A 20,617-nucleotide genomic window follows, 5' to 3' on the forward strand; every position below is an offset into this window, starting at 1 on the left:
GGTCAACGCAAGGAATTCCTATCAGGGTAGTTTAAATGTCCTACGCCCGTGTTGGTATTTATTTTCCACGAATGCGCGGCTAAACGAGAAACGTCGAGGGGAACAGGATGCAGGAAAAGCCCGTGGGCTTGCGGCTCTCGCCTTTTTCTGCCCCCGCGAAACTTGCGGATTTCTCGCGAGTTCGCCCGGGCGTGGCGCAAGCCCGTGCGCTCGAACTTCTGGGGCGGGGAATTCCGACGTTTGCCTACGGCCCGCCGAGAAGCGGGAAGTCCTCCCTGTGTGCCCACGCCTCGTGGGAAGCGATGCGCTCGGGCGCCGAGCCCCGTTCCGTCGTTCTTCTTGCTCCTACAAGGGAACGCGCCGCACTTCTTCGTGACGAACTTTCGCGGCGGGCGATGGCGGCCCACGGTTCCGGCGCCGAGGGACGGCTCGAACTCCCCACGGTCATGACGCCGCTCGCATACGCTTTCGCGCTCGTGAGCGAGGAGGCGGCCAGCAATGGGCTCGCGCAGCCTTCCCTCGTTACGGGCGCCGATCAGGACGCGCTCCTTGAGAACCTTCTTTCGGAGGTTCCCGCGGGTTGGCCGGAATCGATCGATCCCGCCGCTATTTCTCTCGCAGGTTTTCGCGCGGAACTTCGCGACCTCGTGAGCCGCTGTACCGAGCGAGGTCTCACCCCGGAGAATCTCGCCGCGCTCGGCGTTGAGCACGGGCGCAAAGAGTGGCAGGCAGCGGCAGGGATTTTCGAATCGTATCTCGACTCGCTCGCGCTCGAGAGCTCCATGTCGATCGATGCGGGCGCGCGGTTTGATGCGGGCGTACTCGTGGATCGCGCGTGCGCAGTGGTGGAGACGGGAGAAGAGATCGAGCTTCTCGCTGTCGACGATGCACAAGATTTCACCGCGAGTGGCGTGCGGATTGTCGAGGCGCTCGCGGCGCGTGCCTCTCGCGTACTCGTGGCTTCGAGTCCTGATATGACGGTCGAGGGCTTCCGAGGCGGCATGGCCGATGCTGCTTCACGCGTCGCCCGATCATCCGCGCTCGCCCGCCGTGAAAGCGCAACGCTCACGCTCGAGCGCAGCTTTCGCCAGGAACCCGCCCTCACGCGTATCGCTGCTTTGCTCGCCTCGCGTTTGCCGCTCGAAGGAGCACCGAGTGCCCTGCGGAAAATGGAAATCGGGGAAGGCCAAACTGAGACCTTTGCTCTTGCACTCGCGGCGAACGAGGAAGCCGAGGCGCGCGACATCGCGACGGCGATCAGGCTTTTGGGGGCCGTGCATGAGGTACCGCGCGACGATATTGCCGTTGTGTGCCGCTCCGCCTCGACGGCACGCGCACTCGCGGAGCGTCTCACGCGCGTGGGAATCGAGGCCGCGGCGCCCTTGCGCGCCACGGCGCTGCGCGACGAGCCCGTCATCCGCGATCTCTTCACCATCCTCGCGTGGGGGCTCGGAATCGAGCAGCTCCGAACCGAACGTCTCGTGGAGATTCTTCGCGGACCCTGGGGCGGGATCGACGACGGCATGCTGCGTGAACTGCGGCGCTGGGCGCTCGCGCACGGTACGGGCACGTCCGGCGATCGAGCGATCCTCGACATCATCGACAACTCCGATGTGCCGTTGCCGGGTGCGACCGACGAGAATGGCGGTGCCACGAGGGGGAGGGATCGCTACCTTCGAGCATTGACGTCCCCACTTCGGCGGCTGCGCCGAATGCGCGAGGCCATCGATGCAGCTCGCGAAACCGGGATCCTTCCCCTCCTGTGGGCCGCGTGGGAAGCCTCGCATCTCGCTAAGCGCTGGCAGGGCGAGGCGATCGCTCCGGCGTCAAGCGTTCAAGCCCGCTCACGCGCGAAACTCGCGAACGCGCGTCTCGATGCTCTCGGGGCGCTTTTCACGGCTGCCGACCGCTACGAAGAACGCCGCGGCGGCGACGACATCGTCGTATTCATGGCCCACATCGAGTCCCAGGCCGTGCCCGAGGATTCGCTCAGCGCACGCGGGAGGGTGAGCGGTGTCGTTCGTGTGCTTACCCCCGCGGCTGCGGCGGGGGAGAGCTTCGACACCGTGATCCTCGCGTGCCTCAACGAGGGAGTCTGGCCGAACCTCCGCCTTCGCTCGGGACTCCTCGGAGCCGCCGATCTCGCACTCCACCTTGATCACCCGGGCCTCGCAACGAGTCGCGCGGAGCTTCGCGCGATCCGGCGCAGCATGAACCTCAACGACGAGATCCGCCTCGCAGTCGCAGCGCTCTCACGGGCACGGAGCCGAGTGCTCGTGACGGCTGTCGACAATGACGAGAGCGCTCCCTCGGGCCTTTTCCGGGTTCTCGAAAACGCCGCGCATATCGGAGGTGTGCCGAGCGGATGGGTGGCGTCGGCCCTCGAGAGCGCGAGTCCCGGGCCCTTTCCCGAAGCCCGCCAGCTTGTTGCCGCACTCGCGCGGGAATTTCCTTCCGAACCGAACGGGCCGAACGAACAGGCGAAGCGGTCCCACGTCGCCGAGCTCCTCACGGCCCTCGAGCGCGAAGGTGTCGAGTGCGCAAGCCCCGAAACCTGGTACTACCAGGAGCTCACGCGCACCGATCCCGCATTGCCCGCTGACGGCACTCTCGCCCTTTCTCCGTCGAGCCTCGCGACCGCTTCGCAGTGTTCGCGCGCGTTTCTCCTCGAGAGTGCGGGCGCCCGCACCTCCGTCGGTCCAGCCCAGGAGGTTGGAACTTTGATTCACGCGCTCGCCGAGGCCCATCCGAAAACGGGAGCGGCCGAGCTCGTCGCCGCATTCGAGAAGTCTTACCCCGCGGGCAAAGTTGATGAGCAGAACTGGCGCACTCGGGCCGAACGCGCGCGCATCATCCGCATGCTCGAGAAGCTCGGCGCGTATCAAAGCGCGCATCCGGACGTCGCGGCGGTCGAGAAGCGCTTCGCGGTCGCGCTCGGCGAGAGTGTGGAGATTCGCGGGTCGATCGACCGCATCGAACGTGAGGCGGGCGGGCTTCGAGTCGTGGACTACAAGACGGGGAAAACCGCGAAGTCGAAAACGGATGCCGAGCGCGACCCGCAACTTGCCGCCTACCAGTACGCGCTTCGGCACACGGAGAGCGAAGAGAGCGTCAATGGGGCGAGCCTCGTCTACCTCGGCACGGACGCGAAGTCGAGCGCGGTGCGCCACCAGCCTGCGCTAGGCGAGGGGGATGAGCCCGAGTGGTTCGACAACCTCGTGCGGGATATCGATGCGCGCTTGCGCTCCGCGCGAGTTCACCTCGTGCGCAACCCCCACTGCACGGTGTGTCCCGTAAAGCGTTCATGCCCGCTCTTCCGGGAGGAGATGTGACGAAAGTGCGCTTTGGTGCGCGCGACGTTGCGCACCTTCTCGGCCAGCCCGAACCGACCCCCGAGCAGGTCGCGGTCATCGAATCGCCGCTTGCTCCGGCTCTCGTCGTCGCGGGTGCGGGAAGCGGGAAAACTGAGACGATGTCCGCGAGAGTCGTGTGGCTCATCGCCAACGGTCTCGTTGAACCGCGCCACGTGCTCGGGTTGACCTTCACGAAGAAGGCCGCGCACGAGCTTGCCGAACGAATCAACCGAAGGCTCTCGAGCCTCGCCTCGGCGATGAAATCGGCGGGGATCGAGCCGCCGCCGACGCTCGCGGCGAGCACCGTACATCTTGGCGGTCAATCGCCGCGAGTCGCGACCTATAACGGATTTGCACTCGATCTCGTACACGAGCACGCGCTTCGGATCGGCATCGACCCGGACTTCACCGTGCTTCCGCCCGCAGCCGCGTGGCAGATTGCCTACGACCTCGTCGAATCGTGGCAGGGCGAGCTCCCCTTCGAGCACTCGAGCGGCACGGTCGCGAGCGCCGTGCTTTCACTTTCGGGTGCGCTCAGCGATCACCTACGCACCGCGCGCGACCTCGACGAGTACCTGCGCGAGATCGAGATTGAGACGATGAACCTCCCGCTCCAGGGCGAGGGTGGGAAAAAGCGTACTGCGCCCACGAGCGTCAGGCGCCTGTGGCGCATACTCGAGCAGCGCAGGGCCCTCGTGCCGCTCCTCGAGGCGTTTGCGCGCGAGAAACGCGAGCGTGGTGCGATCGACTTTTCCGACCAGGTGAGCCACGCCGCGGCGATCGCCGAGGCGAGTGCACAGGTGCGCGAGGATGCGCGTGCGCAGCATCGGGTCGTGCTCCTCGACGAGTTTCAAGACACTTCCGTCGCCCAGCTTCAGCTGCTTGCGACTCTCTTCGGCGCGGGGCACGCGACGTGTGCCGTGGGCGACCCAAATCAGGCGATCTACGGATGGCGTGGAGCCTCGGCGGCCTCCCTCTCCGCTTTCGTCGAGCGCTGGGGAAGCGAAGAGGAGCCTGTGCGGCAGTACACGCTCAGCACGTCCTGGCGCAATGACGCGGCCCTGCTCGCGGGGGCGAACGCGATCAGCAGTCCGCTCTCGGGCAGTACGGCGGGGGTAGCGGTTCCGACGCTTGCCCCGCGTCCCGGTGCGGGCCCCGGCGCGATCACCGTTGCCGCACACGCGACCGAATTCGATGAGGCCCGTGCAATAGCCGAGTGGATCTCGAGCTTGCGCGCCGCCCACGAATCCGAAACCGAAGGTCTCAACGAAGCGCCCCCGAGTGCCGCCGTTCTCGTGCGTTCGCGCTCACGGATCCCGGTTCTGCAATCGGCCCTCGAATCCGCGGGCTTAAGTGTGACCGTGGCAGGTGGCGATTCCTTGCTCGCGCAGCGCGAGGTGAGCGATGTTCGGGCGCTTCTCGAGGTCGCGAGCGACGCTTCGCGCTCCGATGCCCTCATGGAACTTCTCGAGGGGCCTCGTTTTCGCATCGCACCCGCCGATATCGCTGTACTTGGCGCGTGGCGCCGTGTGCTCGAGCGAAGCGAGGGCGGAAACATGGCGCGTACCGACCCGGCGGCGGCGTTCACCCTCGTCGATGCCGTGACGTCGCCACCTCCTCGCGATTTCGTGAGTCCCTCGGGGCAGCGCCTGAGTGAGCGTGCACGTGAAAGGCTCGCCCAGCTTGCCCGCATCGTGAGGGAGGTTCGCGCTGCGCAGGGGCTTGATATTCCGGATCTTGTGACGGTCGCGGTGCGTGCCCTCGGTGTCGATATCGCGCTCGAATCGGATCCGCAGCGCGATGAAGAACACGCGCTCGCGAACATTGAGCGACTGCGCGCGCACGCGGCGAGCTATGCCCGCACCGCGAGCGCCCCGAGTCTTGCGGCCTTCCTCGCGCACCTCGACGTTTCCGAAACCGAGGAGCGTGGGCTCGAGGCCGCCCCCACACGCGCAAGCGATCCGAACGCCGTCGTCATCTCGACCGTGCACGCGGCGAAAGGACTCGAATGGGATCACGTCGCCATCGCCTCGCTCACCGAAGGGAGCTTCCCCTCCTACACGCGCCAGAGCGCAGTGAAGCCCGAGAATCCAGGGGAGTACCCCGCACCGCGCGAGCCGGGATGGATCAATGAACTTACGCTCGCGACCATCCCCGTTGAGCTCCGCGGCGACGAAGAAATCCTTGCCGAGCTGCGCTGGGCCGAAGCCGCCACCCAGGTGGAGCTCGACGAGAAGCTTGAAGAGTTCCGCCTCGAAAGTGGCGCTGAGAGCCTCCGTGAAGAGCGCCGTCTCATGTACGTCGCGCTCACGCGCGCCAGGAAAAGCGCGCTTCTTACCCATTCCGCCTGGGTTGAGGGCGCCTCAAAGCCGCGCCGCGCCTCGCGTTTCGTCGACGACATCAGCGCCCTTGGCGGTGTAAACGTTTTGCGTTTCGAAGGTGAGATCGGCACCGAGAACCCGCTCGAATCCGCGCCCCGGCTCGCACTGTGGCCCGCCGAGGCACACGCGCGCGAAAAGGACGTCGAGGAGGCGAAGGCAGCCGTCAGAATCGCCCGCGCGAGCGGGGCAGACGGCCTTGCAAAAGCCCGCGTGGAACCCGACCTCGCTCTTTTCACCGAGGCCACCCGGCACGTGATCGCGAATCTGCGCGCCGAGCAGGAATCTCGAAGCGTGCACCTGCCGTCGCGCCTGAGCCCCTCTGATCTCGTGACGCTCTCGGGTGGGAATGTCGAGGAGCGCGTGCGTGACCTCGTGCGACCCATGCCCCGCAAGCCCTCCACGAGCGCGCGTCTCGGCACACGCTTTCACGCGTGGGTTGAAGACACGCACGCCCATGGCGCCCTGCTCGATGTGGACGACCTCGTCCTTGATCGAGATGACGACGACACACGCGAGAGTTTGCGAGACCTGAGGGCGAAGTTCGATCGCTCGATTTTTGCGGGCATGACCCCGCTCGTGCTCGAAGTGCCCGTCTCACTCGCGCTCGACGGAGTGTTCCTTTCAGGCGTGATCGATGCGGTCTACCCGAATCCCCGCGGCGAGGGCGTATGGATCGTGGACTGGAAAACCGGCCGCGTGCCCTCGGGCGAGGAACTCGCGCGCAAGGCGCTTCAGCTCACCGTGTATCGCCTCGCATGGCACCAGAAAACGGGCCTGCCGCTCGAGAGAATCGAGACGAAGTTTCACTACGTCGCCGCCGAGCGCACGATCGACATCAGGGAGCACCCGAGCGAGGAACGTCTGGGGGAGATGTTCTCGCAGCTTGGGTAGGGGCGCTTAGAGCTCAGGCGTGGCCTTGGGGTCGTGTGAGTCGAGCTCGTCAAATTCGTGCTCGGCCTCGCGGCGTGCGAGTTCCGCGAGGTCATCGTCAACCTCACGCAGCATCTCGAGGGCTTCCGCGACGATCGATTGATCATCCGTGTCACTGCCCGAAAGCAGCCACTCGAGCACGGCGAACTCGCCTACGAGCTGTGTGCGCTCCTCGAGGCGTGCATCGGGTCGCACATCGAGGTTCGCGCAATACGCCGTGAAGAACGCCTCGAAAGCTTCGGGATCGAGGCCGTGAAGCATCCATGTGAGGTCGCGAGCCGGGTCGGCAACCTGTGCGTTCTCCCAGCCCGTAAAGCCAGAGATCTCTGCGCCCACGGCGAGGGTGGTGTCCTCGTTGAGAGCACCATGGGTGAAGCGCGGCGTGAACTGCCACAGTGCGTCGTCGGCAAGGAGGTGGCTCCAGCGCTGTGCCACCGCAGAAGGGATCGGGTGCTCCGCGAGCGCGCGTTCAACGCTCGCGCGGTAGTTCGCGCGCACCTCCTCCGCTGTGTATTCCTCGACGCCCGAGGCCTGGCATGCGGCTTTCGGCGTGTTGTGGATCAGCGCGACCGTACGGCCGAGGTTTGCGGCAAGCACATGATCGTGGCTGACCTCATCGAGGTGCAGTGAAGTTCCTTCTAGCGCGAGTGCGATGGCTGCGCGGCCGCCCTCGGGAATCGACGCAAAGCCCTGCGGTGCCTGAAGATAGGGAGCAAGCTCGGTGCGCGAAAGCGCCTCGAGAACACCGATTTCCTTCGCGAGACGCGCACCAGCTGTGGGGGTCGAGGGTGCGCTCACAACCCACAGGCGATCCTGGGTATCGCGTACGAGTGCGGTGTCGATCTCCTCGCCCTCGAGTGTCGTCGCGGAAGTGGCCACGGGGATCACACCGGGAATCCCGGCCGTGGCAAGGGCGGCCAGTGCATAGGAATTTCGTCTCACCCCCTAACCGTAACCATTGCGCGCTCTTTGGATACTGTGGGACACATGCAATCGCCCATGATTCTTCCTCACACGTACCTCACGTCCGACTTTTCGGCCCCGGGCGATGCGCGAGGGATCCCCGCTCCTTCGGAGGCAAAAATCGAGCGGCGCGCGATCGTGGTGAAGGGTGACGAGGTGGCCGTTCACGAAAGCGCAAATGGGGGGTGGAAATTGAGGACTCTTGAATGCACGGGCACAGTGTTCCTTGGCCCCTGGAAGGGCTGTGAGGTTTGGGCGCTTGACGCGGAGAGTTTCACCGGTGTCACGGGTGGTGCTCGCGTCGAACTTCACAACGACATACGCATGCGAAGCCTCCGCGAGATCGCGCCCGCGCTCACCAAGCGCGAGCGAAGCTTAGCTCTCAGCGCGGTGGGGATGCTCACGTGGCATCGCGACGCGCGGGCTTGCGCGCGCTGCGGTTCTTCTGTCAAGGCAACTCGCCACGGCTGGTCCCTGACGTGCGAGAGCGGGCACGAGAACTTCCCCCGCACCGATCCCGCGGTCATCACCCTCGTGCGCGATACGCGTGACCGCGTGCTCCTCGCGAAAAATCATCGCTTTACAGGGGGAATGGTCTCAGCGCTCGCAGGCTTTGTGGAGCCCGGAGAGGATCTAGAAGATGCTCTCAAGCGTGAGGTTCACGAAGAGACAGGCCTCGTTGTAAGCGACCTCGAATATTTTGGCTCCCAGCCGTGGCCGTTCCCGCGCTCGATCATGATCGCCTTCACCTCACGCCTTGCGGAGGATGCCGACACCGACATCACCCTTCAGCGCGAGGAGCTCGCGAGTGCCCGGTGGTTCACGCGCGAGGAACTCGCGAAGGCCCTGGAGAAGGGAGAGTTGCGCTTGCCTCCCCCCACCTCTATCGCCCGCTCGATGATCGAGGCCTGGAGGAAGGGAAGGCTTTTGTGAACACCGCATCGATGAGCGGCGCCGACCGCATCCTCGAGGGGCTCGATCCCGAACAGCGCCAGGTCGCTCAATCGATCGGGGCGCCCCTGTGCGTCCTCGCGGGCGCAGGAACCGGCAAGACCCGCGCGATCACTCACCGCATCGCGTACGCGATCGCGAGCGGCGGGTATGCGCCGAACCACGTCCTTGCGCTCACCTACACCACCAAGGCTGCGGCCGAGATGCGCTCGCGTCTTCGCGACCTCGGTGTGCCGGCCGTCCAGGCGCGCACGTTCCACTCCGCGGCGCTCAGACAGCTCACCTACTTTTGGCCGTCCACCGTCGGAGGCCCCGCACCCGATCTCGTGGATCGGACCCTCCCACTCTTGGCCCAGGCCATGGGGCGCCTGCACATGCGCGTGGATCCTGCCGCGCTTCGCGACATCTCCGCAGAGCTGGAATGGGCGAAATCGTCGATGATCCTTCCCGAGGAGTATCCGCTCGCGGCGGCGCGCCTTTCGCGCGCGGGGGTTGCGGGATTCGAGCCTCGCACCCTTGCGCGGATCATGACCCAGTACGAGGACCTCAAGACCGAGCTGCACCTCATCGACTTCGCGGACGTTTTGCTGCTCACCGCCTCGATGATCCAGGAGCATCCGCAGATGGCTCACGCCGTGCGCTCCCAGTATCGCCACTTCACGGTCGATGAATACCAGGACATTTCGCCCCTGCAATTCCGGCTGCTTCGCGCGTGGCTCGGCAATGCGAGCGACGTGTGTGTCGTGGGCGATGCCGCGCAAACGATTTATTCCTATGCGGGCGCCGACTCGAGCTACCTGCTCGACTTCACGAAAGAGTTCCCGCGCGCGAGCGTGATCTGTCTCGAGCGCAACTACCGCTCGAGCCCGCAGATCGTGCAGGTCGCGAACGCCGTGCTCGCGAGGGCGAAGGAGGGCAGGGAATCGCACGTGGAACTTCGGGCTCAGCGGTCCGACGCCACCCGGCCCCTCGTTGTGGGCTATCCCGATGAAACCGCCGAGGCGCGCGAGGTCGCGAGGTCGATTGCCGAGCTGATTCGCGGTGGCAAAAGCGCGAGCGAAATCGCGATTCTCTTGCGCGTCAACGCCCACAGTGAACGCTTTGAAGATGCCCTCGACCGCGAAGGCGTTGCCTATCAGGTGCGCGGAGGTCAGAAATTCTTCGAACGGCGCGAAGTTCACGAGGCGATGAGCGCACTTCGCGCTGCTCTCGGTGCAGGCGGCGGCAATGACCCAGACGTGGGGCGCGTTGTGCGCGATGTGCTCTCCTCACGCGGTTGGACCGACAAGGCCCCCGAGGCGCGAGGCGCGGTGTTCGAGAGGTGGGCATCCCTCAATGCACTCGTGCAGGTCGCCGATTCGATAGCGGAGCGCGAGGGTGCAAGCCTCAGGGACGTCGTTGCCGAGCTCGAGGAGCGCCGCGAGGCGCAAAGTGCCCCCGTGAGTGAGGCCGTGACCATCGCGACCGTGCACGCCGCGAAGGGGCTTGAGTGGCCGGTAGTGTTCGTGGTGGGGGCAAGCGAAGGCACGTTCCCCATCTCTTACGCAAAAACGGACAAGGAGATAGAGGAAGAGCGGCGCTTGTTCTATGTCGCGATGACGCGTGCGCGCGATGTGCTCACGGTGACGTGGGCCGCGGCACGCGGCGAGGGGGCGAAGGCTTCGAGGAAGGCCTCACGGTTTATTGCGGGGGCTTTCGACCACCGTGATGAAGGCGCGGCTGAGCGGACGGCCACGAAGCGCACGACCGGGAGACGCGGCGCTCGCGTGTTCACGGCGTGCAAGGGCTGCGGCGAGACACTCACCTCACCGGGTGAGCAGAAGGTCGGGCGCCACGCGGGATGCGGGGGAGCGGAAAGTGCCGAGCTCTTTGGGAAGCTGCGTGTCTGGCGGCGCGAGCGCGCGAGCGAGCTCAAGCGTCCCGCCTTTGCGGTGTTCACCGATTCGACCCTCCTCGCGATCGCGGATCGGGCACCAGCGACTCCCGAGGAGCTTCACCAGGTTCCCGGCGTAGGGCAAGCGAAGCTCATGCAGTTCGGCGAGGAAGTCCTCGCGATCATCTCTGAGGAACGCTAGAGAGGCAAAGAAGAACCGGCGCCACCCGTGGCGCCGGTTCTTTCATGCGAATGTGAAGCGGGAGCTCATGCACCCGCGAGCACTCACTTGCTGGGGAGGAAGCGGTTGAGCTTCGTGCCGCACTTGGGGCACTCAGCCTTCGCCGCACGGCGGCCCTTGTCGTTGACCTGGATGGTGCCGGTTGCTTCGTGCTTCGCGCGGCACTTCACGCAGTAGAACTCGCCCGTGTAGGTTTCGTCAGCCATGGTTGCTCCTAGGGATTGTGGTGAACTCTTTGTTCCTCGCCACTGTATAGGCATTTTTGAGTGCTTGAGAACTCAACACTCCGAGTGTGAGACGAAGAAACCCCACGTCAGAGGCGTTTTTGGGAATGGTTCGCAACTAGTGGTAGTGGGGGAGGGTTTTTGAGGTGGTGCGCGTGCAAAAAAGGGGCGATCCCCCAGGGGCGCTTAACGCACGCGGGCCTTCCCCGCCCACGAGCGTTTGTTTTCCCGGGGGATCGCTACTTCATTGAATGTAGTGGGATGCGCGCCCTCGGTCAAAGCGGTGACGGGGAGTGACTGTGGATAACTGGTCCATTGTTGTGGACACCCCTAAAACCTGTGTGGAAAGTGTGTGTGGATAATTCGATGCGGGGATCTCGTCCATGCCTTGACCAGCTGCTTTATCGAGTTTCGATTGGGAATATTAATTTTTTGCAACATGTGTTGCAGGCCTCAAGAGTGTGACGCAAATAGGACTTACGTCCCCGGTTCATGCGCCTTATCCACAACCCTCGTGTGCTTGTCAAGCTCGTGGGCACTACACTCGCTGCGTGCCCCGCCGACGCTCCGAACGCGAACAGCTCCACCTCGATGGCATTCCCGAGCCCATCGAGGTCGTGCGCTCCACCCGTCGCCAAAAAACCATCACCGCACGTCGCAAGGGTGGAGTGTTCGAGCTGCTCGTCCCCGCGAGACTGTCGGCACGCGAAACACGCAAATGGGCGCGAGAGATGTACGCAAAGTACGGAAAACGTGCCGAGCCCTCGGCCGCGAGTGACGAGGACCTCATGGCACTCGCCCTCGTGCTGAGAGAAAAGTATGTGCCGAGTGTTCCGCGGCCCTCGAGCGTGCGATGGGTGACGAATCAGGGTAAGCGCTGGGGCTCATGCACGAGCGCTGATCGATCGATTCGCCTCTCCCATGTCCTGAAGGGCATGCCGGAGTACGTGATCGAATCCGTTCTTGTGCACGAACTCGCTCACCTGCTTGAGCCGAACCACTCGCACGCCTTTCGCCGGCTCGAGGCTGCCTATCCCGAGCTTGAGCGCGCCAATGGCTTCCTCGAGGGCTACTCGTTCGCGCAGCCGTCGTAGTTTGCGGCCGGTTTACGTGCGGAGCTTTTCGAGCGTGGGGATGAGGTCTGGCACGACGCCTCTTGGGAGGTCCTCGAGCCTCCACCATCGCACGTCGTGGCTCTCCTCGCTTAAGGTCAGAGCATCCGTGGGCCCGGTGGGGGTGACGGCCGCGCGCATGAGATATTGCACGTCCCAGTGTTCGCTGCACACCGCGAAATTCCTGTTGAGGGCATGCGCGTGAAGAATGAACGGGGCGGCGCCCACGGTCTCGAAGTCGATCAGCCCTGACTCCTCGGCGACTTCTCGGCGCGCGGCGGTCTCAAAGCTCTCTTCGTCCTTTTCGATGTGTCCGCCGAATTGGAGCCAGGCGCCGACCTTGCGGTGGTGGTGGAGCGCGACAAACTGACCTGAGGCGTCGATAACGATGCCGCTCGCGGTGAAGTGCACGGGGCCGCTCGACCTGAGGTGTGCGTTATCGCACGAGGCGGCGAGCGCAACGAATCGCTGTTTCTCGCGAGAGGGGGCACATGCCTCGAGCTCCGCGAGGAAGGATCCGGGAAGACTCACTGATCCTCGCCCGGCTTCCCCTCGTCGTCGGGAGTGTCTCCGGGTTCCTCGCTTGGGCCATCGAACTCGCCGTCGAGAAGCTTGCGAAGTTCCTCATCGAAATCGGGCGAAGCAGAGTTCATCGCGCCAAACTCGGGAAGATCGGGAAGCCCGTCACCGTCGGAATCCTCCGTGGGCACAGGCGCCTGAGGTGCCTGTGGGCGCCCGCTAAGCACCTCGGGGCTCGGAAGAAGATCCGGGTGGGCCCACACCTTCTCGCGGCCTTCCATGCCCTCGGTGGCGAGCACCGACTCCCACCACGCATACGCTTCCTTGACCGAGCGCGGGTGCAGTTCGATGCCCACGAGATTCGTGAGGGTGTCCAAGGCGCTACCGCCCGTTGCGCGTCGACGCTGCACGAGTTCACGCATCGCGTCAAGGCGGGGGATCCTCTCGCGCAGAGCCTCGGTGACGACGAGATCAACCCACGATTCAATGAGTGCGAGGGTTGTGGTCAGTTCGGTGAGAGCGCGCTCCTGATCCTCGGAGCGCGTGAACGTGAATATTTCTTCGGGGTTCGTCGCGCTCATCGCCGCGGGATTGCTGACGTCGAAGTCGCGGATTTTCTCCTCAAGCGCCCCCATGTCGAGGGTGATGCCTCGCGCATAGCCCTCGATCGCGGTGAAGAGGTGCTCGGGCAGCCACGGCGCGCTCTTGAAGAGGCTCTGATGAGCGATCTCACGCGCGGTGAAAAAGATGCGCGCCGCATCGACATCGAGATCGGTGCCCTCGAGAACGTCGGTGAGGTTCGCGGGCACGATCACGGGCGCGTAGAACGTCCACAGGGGGAGCGAAAGATCGGTGACGCCGATCGCTTCGCGCGCGATCGAGCCGATTGCATGGCCGAACTGGAGGCCGAACATTGTGCCGCCCATTTTCTTCATCATGGAGCTCGGGTCGCCGAGGGCCCCGCCCATGGCGCCGAGCGGCCCGGAACCGCCAAGCTGTTCGAGCCCGCCGAGCTCTCCGAGCTGCTTCGTGAACGCGTCACCAATCGCTTCGGCCATGTATTGCGCGACGGGTTCCACGATCTTTTGCCAACGCGGTAGCGTGCGGTTGACCCACGTGCCGCGGCTCCAGCACTCGACAGCGTCGCTCACGACCGCGAAATCGGTCTTCTCGGCAAGCCACATCGCGGCGACGTTTCCGGCTTCGCGTAGGGCATGCTCGTCAGCCTCGCTCACGTTCGGGTCGCCGGCTGTGCCGATCGAGGTACCACCGATCTGCGGGAGCGCCCCCGTGGGCAGGATCGTGACATTTCCCGAGGCGACCTGGCGCGCCAGGTCATGACCGAGCTTCCAATTCACGGGACCATCGCCTCCAGCGGCAAAGAGCGACTGCATTTGAATCGCCGCCATGCGCAGCATCGCTGGGTCGCTCGGAAGTCCAGCGCTTTGTGCAAGCTCGGAAAGATCGAGGCCCTCGAGTGCGCCCGGGGGGATCTGCCCCTGGAAAATCTCCTCGAGAAACTTGCGGAGGTTCTCTTCGTTGGACTCGTCGCTCATGCGCGCTCCTGTCGATTGAGGCGGTTGGAGCCGCCGGTCACGGATTCTCCAAGCGTATCGAGCGCGGGGCCACGGAGGTAGGCGTTTCGCTTCCCGCGAAGGTTTTCCCAAGCATGAGGAGCGAAACTTTGGAACAATGCTCGTGTGAAAAATGCCCTCGAGAAACTCACGGTTGTGCCCCCGAGCGTCACGAATCCGCGCCTGTACAAGCGTCGCCTGTGGACGGTGACTCTCTCGGCCCTCGCGCTCGCGGTTCTCACCGTAGTCGCGGCCGTGCTCCCCGCGCCATACGTTGTCGAATCTCCCGGGCCCTCGCTCAACGTGCTCGGAAAGTACGACGGGAAGGACATCATAAGCGTCGAAAGCCGCGATGATGCTCCGAGCGAGGGGGAACTACGGATGACGACCGTGTCGGTCCAGGGCTCACCCGGTTACGACATTCCGCTCGCGGGGGTCATGGCGGCGTGGTTTGATCGAGACCGCTCGATTGTCCCCGTCGAGGCGCTTTACCCCGACGACACCGACGCCGAGGACAACTCGCTCATGAATACTGTCGAGATGAACGGCTCGCAGCAGGAGGCGATCGCGGCGGCGCTTGCGAAACAGGGCGTTTCGTACTCGACGACGACGATCGTTGCGGGTGTGCGCAGCGATGGTGGCGCCGCGAACCACCTGAAACCCGGCGACGTTCTGCTTGAGGCCAACGGTCAAAAGGTGGAAAACGTCGCGGAGGCGGGGGAGACGATCGGATCCACCCCGCGCGGTGAAAAAGTGAAGGTCACCGTGCGGCGCGATGGTAAGGAAAAGTCGTTCGCCCTCACTCCCCGCTACGAGGGGGAGCGGGCGCTCCTCGGGATTGTGCTCGCGCGCGGCTTCGAGTTCCCGGTCAAGGTCAACTTCGCGCTCGACGGGATTGGCGGCCCGAGCGCAGGAATGATCTTCGCCCTCGCGATTTACGACGAGATGACCCCGGGCGACCTCACGGGTGGCAAGAAGATCGCTGGCACGGGTACGATAAATGAACAGGGAACGGTGGGCCCGATCGGTGGGATTCGCCAGAAAATGGTGGGAGCAAAGTCCGACGGTGCCGAGTACTTCCTCGCTCCCGGATTGAACTGCGAGGATGTCACGGGGCATATCCCCGATGGTCTCCAGGTTGTTCGTGTTGACTGCCTCGATGAGGCGATCGAGGCCGTGAAACAGATCGCGGATACGGGCTCGATTAAGGGCCTTCCAACCTGCGGCTAGGCCGCGAGCACGCGATTGACCCGATTGCGACACTACGGAACAGAGGAGAAAGCATGGCACGTGCGAGGCGTCGAGTGCAGGACCCGGTCAGCCAGCTCACTGTGGTGTTCGATTTCGGCGGTGTGCTGGCCTCGCATCACGATCCCGTCCCCGTGATCCACCGCGAGGTGGGAGGCGACTACGAGGCCGTGCGCCAGGTTTACTGGGGTGAGCGGAAAAAGCTCGACGGGGGCGCGATCACGCTCGAGGACTACTGGCGCGCGGTGTGCGAGGCCGGAGCAATAGGTGAACCGACGGCAGACGAGATCGCCGACCTCGCCGATCTCGACGACCGTTACTGGGGCGAAATTGCCCAGGGCAGCCGCGAACTCATTCACGATCTCGCACGCAACGAGGTTCGACTCGCGATCCTCTCGAACACGAATGCTCCGTTCGGCGAGTATTTGCGAAAACAAGAGTGGTTCGAGGCATTCGAATTCGCGATCATTAGCGCCGAAGAAAGAGTGCAAAAACCCGAGCGGGAGATCTTCGAAATCCTGCTCGATGCGATCGCTCACGAGACAGGCGGGGTGGCAAGGCCCGGCAACGTGATCTTTTTCGATGATCTGCAGGCGAACGTCGATGCCGCCCACGCGCTCGGGATCGATGCCCACTACTGGCCGCGCAATGACCGCACGGTGGCGTCGGAACCGGATGCCCGGCCGGGCTGGGAAATCGCACGAGAGGTTCTCGCGGAGCGCGGGGTCCCGCTCGGTTGAGGTGCAGGTGCCGAAGCTAGACTAAAACCATTGTGCCCGCCGCTTCAGGCTCGAAGTCGATGGCAGCGGGGAGACAACCCACGAATCAAATGGAGAGACATTGGCAGAGTTCATCTACACCATGTACAAGGCGCGCAAGCAGGTGGGCGACAAGGTCATCCTTGACGACGTCACCATGAGCTTCTTCCCGGGCGCCAAGATCGGTATGGTCGGCCCGAACGGCGCCGGCAAGTCGACGATTCTCAAGATCATGGCGGGCCTTGATGAGCCGAGCAACGGTGAGGCGCGCCTGAGCCCTGGCTACAGCGTGGGCATCCTCCTGCAGGAGCCGCCGCTCAACGAAGAGAAGACCGTTCTCGAGAACGTCCAGGAAGGCATGGGCGACCTCTACGCGAAGGTCCAGCGTTTCAACGAGATCGGCGAGCTCATGGGTGAACCCGATGCGGATTTCGACGCGCTCATGGCCGAGATGGGCACCCTCCAGACCGAAATCGATGCCGCGAACGGCTGGGATCTCGACTCGCAGCTCGAGCAGGCAATGGATGCTCTGCGCTGCCCGCCCGGTGATGAGCCCGTGACCCACCTTTCCGGTGGCGAACGTCGCCGTGTTGCGCTGTGCAAGCTTCTCCTCCAGAAGCCCGATCTTCTCCTCCTTGACGAGCCCACGAACCACCTCGATGCCGAATCGGTGCTGTGGCTCGAGAAGCATCTCCAGAGCTACGAGGGTGCCGTCATCGCGATTACCCACGATCGCTACTTCCTCGACCACGTTGCCGAGTGGATCGCCGAGGTTGACCGCGGCCACCTCTACCCGTACGAGGGCAACTACTCGACCTACCTTCAGAAGAAGCAGGAGCGCCTCGAGGTCCAGGGCAAGAAGGATCAGAAACTCCAAAAGCGCCTCAAGGAAGAACTTGAATGGGTGCGCTCGAGCGCGAAGGGTCGCCAGGCGAAGTCGAAGGCGCGTCTTGCTCGCTACGAGGAGATGGCGAAGGAAGCCGAGTCGATGCGCAAGCTTGACTTCGAAGAGATCACGATCCCGCCGGGTCCGCGTCTCGGCAACGTCGTGATCGACGCGAAAAACCTCAAGAAGGGTTTCGGTGATCGCACGCTCATCGACGGCCTGAGCTTCTCGCTCCCGCCGAACGGCATCGTCGGTGTGATCGGCCCCAACGGCGTCGGTAAAACCACGCTGTTCAAGACTCTCGTGGGCCTTGAGCCCCTCGACGAAGGTGAGCTTAAGGTCGGCGAGACCGTCAAGATCAGCTACGTTGACCAGAACCGCGAGAACATTGACCCGGAGAAAAACCTCTGGGAGGTCGTGAGCGATGGCCTCGACTTTATTGAAGTGGGCAAGGTTGAAATTCCCTCGCGTGCCTACGTGTCGCAGTTCGGCTTCAAGGGCCCGGATCAGCAAAAGAAGGCCGGTGTGCTTTCGGGTGGCGAGCGCAACCGTTTGAACCTCGCGCTCACACTCAAGCAGGGCGGCAACCTCCTGCTCCTCGACGAGCCGACGAACGATCTCGATGTGCAAACCCTGAGTTCGCTCGAGAACGCACTCCTCAACTTCCCCGGCTGTGCCGTTGTGGTCTCCCACGATCGCTGGTTCCTCGACCGCGTTGCCACCCACATCCTCGCCTATGAGGGCACCGAGGAGAATCCCGCGAACTGGTACTGGTTCGAGGGCAACTTTGAGTCGTACGAGAAGAACAAGGTTGAGCGTCTTGGTGAAGATGCAGCTCGCCCGCATCGCGTGACGCACCGCCGCCTCACGAGGGACTAACCTGCGAAAGAGCCCGAGCCCGCCGCGAACCTTAAGCGAACTCCGCACGAACATTTCATGCGGAAGGCGCATGGTGAGCGGTGGGCTCGGCTACCTTAAGGGGTATGAAGGCACTACGTACCCTGTCCGTCACGTCCGAACTCCCCGCTGAGCTCGAGGGGCTTCGCACCCTTGCCTACAACCTTCGGTGGACCTGGAACCCCGAGACCCGAGATCTTTTCGAAGCGCTCGACCCGCAAGCATTTGAGGAGAGCAACCGCAATCCCGTTGTGCAGCTCGGGATGGTTCCCGCGCGCCGCTACAGCGAGGTCGCTGCGGATGTCGAGTTCCGCGCCGCTCTTGACGCGCGCCTTGCGGAGCTCGAAAACTACATGACCTCCGAGCGCTGGTTCCAAAAGGATGCGCCGGGCTCTCCCGCGATCGCGTACTTCTCCATGGAGTTTGGAATTTCGCCGACCCTCCCGATCTATTCGGGTGGCCTAGGCATCCTCGCGGGCGACCACCTCAAGTCGGCATCCGATCTCGGCGTTGACCTTATCGGCATCGGTTTGCTTTACCAGTGGGGCTACTTCTCACAGTCGCTCAACCGAGAGGGCTGGCAGCAGGAAAACTACAAGCACAATGTCACCGAGGAACTTGCCGTCACCCCCGTGACGGATGCCGAAGGCGACCAGGTGTGCGTGAATGTCACGTTCCCCGGAGAGCGCATCGTCACGATCGCCCTGTGGAAGGCCCAGGTGGGCCGCATCTCGCTGCTTCTTCTCGACACGAATGTCGAGGGCAACGACGAGGGCGCGCGCCAGATCACCGACCGCCTCTACGGTGGCGACCACTTTCACCGCATCGAGCAGGAAATTGTGCTCGGCATCGGTGGCGTACGCGCGGTTGAACGCTTCGTGGAGCTCGAGGGGCGCCGCGAGCGCGATGTGTTCCACCTCAATGAGGGTCACGCGGGATTCCTCGGCCTCGAACGCATCGGGCAGCTAATGGGCAAGGGAATGAGCTTTGACGCCGCCCTCACGCAGACTCGCGCGGGTTCTGTTTTCACGACGCACACGCCCGTGCCCGCCGGTATCGACCGCTTTGATGCTGGCCAGCTGCGCCACTTCCTCGATGCTGACGGCAACGGGATCTCGCGCCTCGTACCGAACCTTCCGGTCGAGGCTGCCCTCGCGCTCGGCGTTGAAGATGGCGGCAACGTCTTCAACATGGCACACATGGGCTTTCGTCTTTCGCAACGCTCGAACGGCGTGGCCAAGCTCCACGGTGAGACGAGCCGCCGAATGTTCAAGGATCTCTACCCGGGCTTCGACGAGGGCGAGGTGCCGATTACATCGATCACGAACGGCGTTCACCGGCGCACGTGGATCTCGCGCCCCATGGATGCGCTCTATAAGAGCGTGTTCGGCGATATCGACCTGTCTGCGCTGAGCGACTGGTCTCCGCTCGGTACGCTGAGTGATGAGTCGCTGCTCGAGGTGCGAAACACCCTCCGCACGAACCTCGTGGAACGCGCACGCGAGGATGTACGCCGCTCGTGGATTCGCCGCGGTGCCCACCCGGGAGAGCTCGGCTGGGTGGATTCGGTCCTCGACCCGAACGTGCTCACGATCGGTTTTGCGCGTCGCGTCTCGACCTACAAGCGCCTCACGCTCATGCTGAGCCAGCCTGAGCGCCTCCGCGCGATTCTCCTCAACGAGGAGCGTCCCGTGCAGATCGTCGTGGCAGGTAAGGCGCACCCGGCGGACTACCCTGGCAAGGAGTTCATGCAGCGTCTCGTGCAATTTGCGGACGATCACGGCGTGCGCCACCGCATCGTGTTCCTCGCGGATTACGACATTCGCATGGCTCAGTATCTTGTTTCCGGCTCGGATGTGTGGCTCAACAACCCGATTCGCCCCGAAGAGGCCTCGGGCACTTCGGGCATGAAGGTTGCGCTCAACGGTGGGCTGACGTTCTCGACCTCCGACGGTTGGTGGGACGAAATGGCGACCGACGCCGCGGGCTGGACGATCAGCACCGTCGATATCGAGGACCGCGGCGAGCGTGACCGCCTCGAAGCGGAGAGCCTCTACAACATTCTCGAAAACCGAATCGTGCCGCTGTTCTACGACCGAGATGAAAACGGCGTGCCCGCGAACTGGCTCCAGATGGTGCGCAACTCCCTCGTGGAGATCGCGCCGAAGGTGACCGCGACCCGCATGGTGCGCGACTACGTCAACGAGCTTTATGCGCCGGCCTCGAAGGCTGTTGCGCAGTTCGCGAGCGAGCCCGGCCTCTCGCACGAGTTCGCCGAATACAAGCAGCGCCTCGCGCAGGGCTGGGGAGGCGTGAGTATCCACGACGTCGAGGACTCGGTTGAGGGCGATGTGCTCGCGGTGAGCGCGAGTGTTGATCTTGGTTCGATTCGTGCTGAGGACATCGAGGTACAACTCATCGTCGGTTCGGTGGATGAGGGCGATGACCTTGTCGACGCTGCTGCGACGCCCATGACCCAGGGCGTCGACGGCCGCTATGCGGCCGAGCACCCGCTCGAAACGCTCGGGTCTGTGGGCTACACCGTGCGTGTCGTGCCGTCGCATCGCGTTCTTGCTCACACCGCTGAGCTTGGCCTAGTGCGCGTCGCACAGTGAATGGGGTGTACGCTGGCATAGCTTGTCGTTAGGTCGGGCATAAGTATCGACCTCAAGGTGTCAGAGAGTATCGGGTGGAAGGAGTCGATCGG

The 20,617-nt window shown here is 63.9% G+C and carries 13 protein-coding genes; 9 read left to right on the top strand and 4 right to left on the bottom strand.

The genetic code is table 11. From position 1 onward, the window contains the following. The first annotated feature begins 107 nt into the window (after nt 1-107). The gene (locus M3B90_RS03830) at nt 108-3,332 is read left to right on the top strand and encodes a UrvD/REP family ATP-dependent DNA helicase (protein WP_259888709.1); all 3,225 of its coding nucleotides are present in this window, start codon (nt 108-110) and stop codon (nt 3,330-3,332) included. Next, on the top strand, nt 3,329-6,625 hold the full coding sequence (locus M3B90_RS03835) for an ATP-dependent DNA helicase (protein ID WP_259888710.1): 3,297 nt from the start codon (nt 3,329-3,331) through the stop codon (nt 6,623-6,625). The genes M3B90_RS03830 and M3B90_RS03835 overlap by 4 nt, the downstream gene beginning before the upstream one ends. A 6-nt stretch (nt 6,626-6,631) precedes the next feature. Here the strand turns inward: M3B90_RS03835 and M3B90_RS03840 are convergent, their stop codons facing one another. Beyond that, nucleotides 6,632-7,606: a phosphotransferase gene (locus M3B90_RS03840; protein ID WP_259888711.1), complete on the bottom strand. Its 975-nt coding sequence runs from the start codon at nt 7,604-7,606 to the stop codon at nt 6,632-6,634. A gap of 45 nt (nt 7,607-7,651) precedes the next feature. Between M3B90_RS03840 and nudC the strand changes: the two genes are divergently transcribed. Next, nucleotides 7,652-8,560 carry an NAD(+) diphosphatase gene (gene nudC / locus M3B90_RS03845; RefSeq protein WP_311199935.1) on the top strand — a complete coding sequence of 303 codons (909 nt, stop codon included), beginning with the start codon at nt 7,652-7,654 and terminating at the stop codon, nt 8,558-8,560. Next, nucleotides 8,557-10,653 carry an ATP-dependent DNA helicase UvrD2 gene (locus tag M3B90_RS03850; protein WP_259888712.1) on the top strand — a complete coding sequence of 699 codons (2,097 nt, stop codon included), beginning with the start codon at nt 8,557-8,559 and terminating at the stop codon, nt 10,651-10,653. Before nudC ends, M3B90_RS03850 begins: the two co-directional genes overlap by 4 nt. An 83-nt stretch (nt 10,654-10,736) precedes the next feature. On the opposite strand, the gene M3B90_RS03855 is transcribed toward M3B90_RS03850, so the two are convergent. Continuing rightward, nucleotides 10,737-10,898 (bottom strand): DUF5679 domain-containing protein, encoded by a 162-nt coding sequence (locus tag M3B90_RS03855; RefSeq protein WP_167337145.1) that lies wholly within the window; start codon nt 10,896-10,898, stop codon nt 10,737-10,739. Between the two features lie 569 nt (nt 10,899-11,467). On the opposite strand from M3B90_RS03855, the gene M3B90_RS03860 reads away from it, so the two are divergent. Beyond that, nucleotides 11,468-12,010 carry a M48 family metallopeptidase gene (locus tag M3B90_RS03860; protein ID WP_259888713.1) on the top strand — a complete coding sequence of 181 codons (543 nt, stop codon included), beginning with the start codon at nt 11,468-11,470 and terminating at the stop codon, nt 12,008-12,010. Nucleotides 12,011-12,022: 12 nt separating this feature from the next. Here M3B90_RS03860 and M3B90_RS03865 read toward each other — a convergent pair whose 3' ends face one another. Continuing rightward, nucleotides 12,023-12,559, bottom strand: a complete 537-nt coding sequence (locus M3B90_RS03865) for an NUDIX hydrolase (protein WP_259888714.1) — start codon at nt 12,557-12,559, stop codon at nt 12,023-12,025. Continuing rightward, nucleotides 12,556-14,103 carry a zinc-dependent metalloprotease gene (locus tag M3B90_RS03870; protein WP_259888715.1) on the bottom strand — a complete coding sequence of 516 codons (1,548 nt, stop codon included), beginning with the start codon at nt 14,101-14,103 and terminating at the stop codon, nt 12,556-12,558. The genes M3B90_RS03865 and M3B90_RS03870 overlap by 4 nt, the downstream gene beginning before the upstream one ends. Nucleotides 14,104-14,247: 144 nt before the next feature. Between M3B90_RS03870 and M3B90_RS03875 the strand changes: the two genes are divergently transcribed. The 4 genes from M3B90_RS03875 (at nt 14,248) to glgP (ending at nt 20,525) form a co-directional block, all read left to right on the top strand. Then, the gene (locus M3B90_RS03875) at nt 14,248-15,351 is read left to right on the top strand and encodes a PDZ domain-containing protein (protein WP_259888716.1); all 1,104 of its coding nucleotides are present in this window, start codon (nt 14,248-14,250) and stop codon (nt 15,349-15,351) included. A gap of 53 nt (nt 15,352-15,404) precedes the next feature. Continuing rightward, nucleotides 15,405-16,109 (top strand): HAD family hydrolase, encoded by a 705-nt coding sequence (locus M3B90_RS03880; RefSeq protein ID WP_259888717.1) that lies wholly within the window; start codon nt 15,405-15,407, stop codon nt 16,107-16,109. Nucleotides 16,110-16,209: 100 nt separating this feature from the next. After that, nucleotides 16,210-17,892 carry an energy-dependent translational throttle protein EttA gene (gene ettA / locus M3B90_RS03885; RefSeq protein WP_259888718.1) on the top strand — a complete coding sequence of 561 codons (1,683 nt, stop codon included), beginning with the start codon at nt 16,210-16,212 and terminating at the stop codon, nt 17,890-17,892. A 104-nt stretch (nt 17,893-17,996) separates the two neighbouring features. Next, nucleotides 17,997-20,525 carry an alpha-glucan family phosphorylase gene (gene glgP, locus M3B90_RS03890; protein WP_259888719.1) on the top strand — a complete coding sequence of 843 codons (2,529 nt, stop codon included), beginning with the start codon at nt 17,997-17,999 and terminating at the stop codon, nt 20,523-20,525. Nucleotides 20,526-20,617 lie beyond the last annotated feature (92 nt).

The sequence above is a fragment of the Dermabacter sp. p3-SID358 genome (assembly GCF_025147465.1).
Taxonomy (GTDB): Bacteria; Actinomycetota; Actinomycetes; order Actinomycetales; family Dermabacteraceae; genus Dermabacter.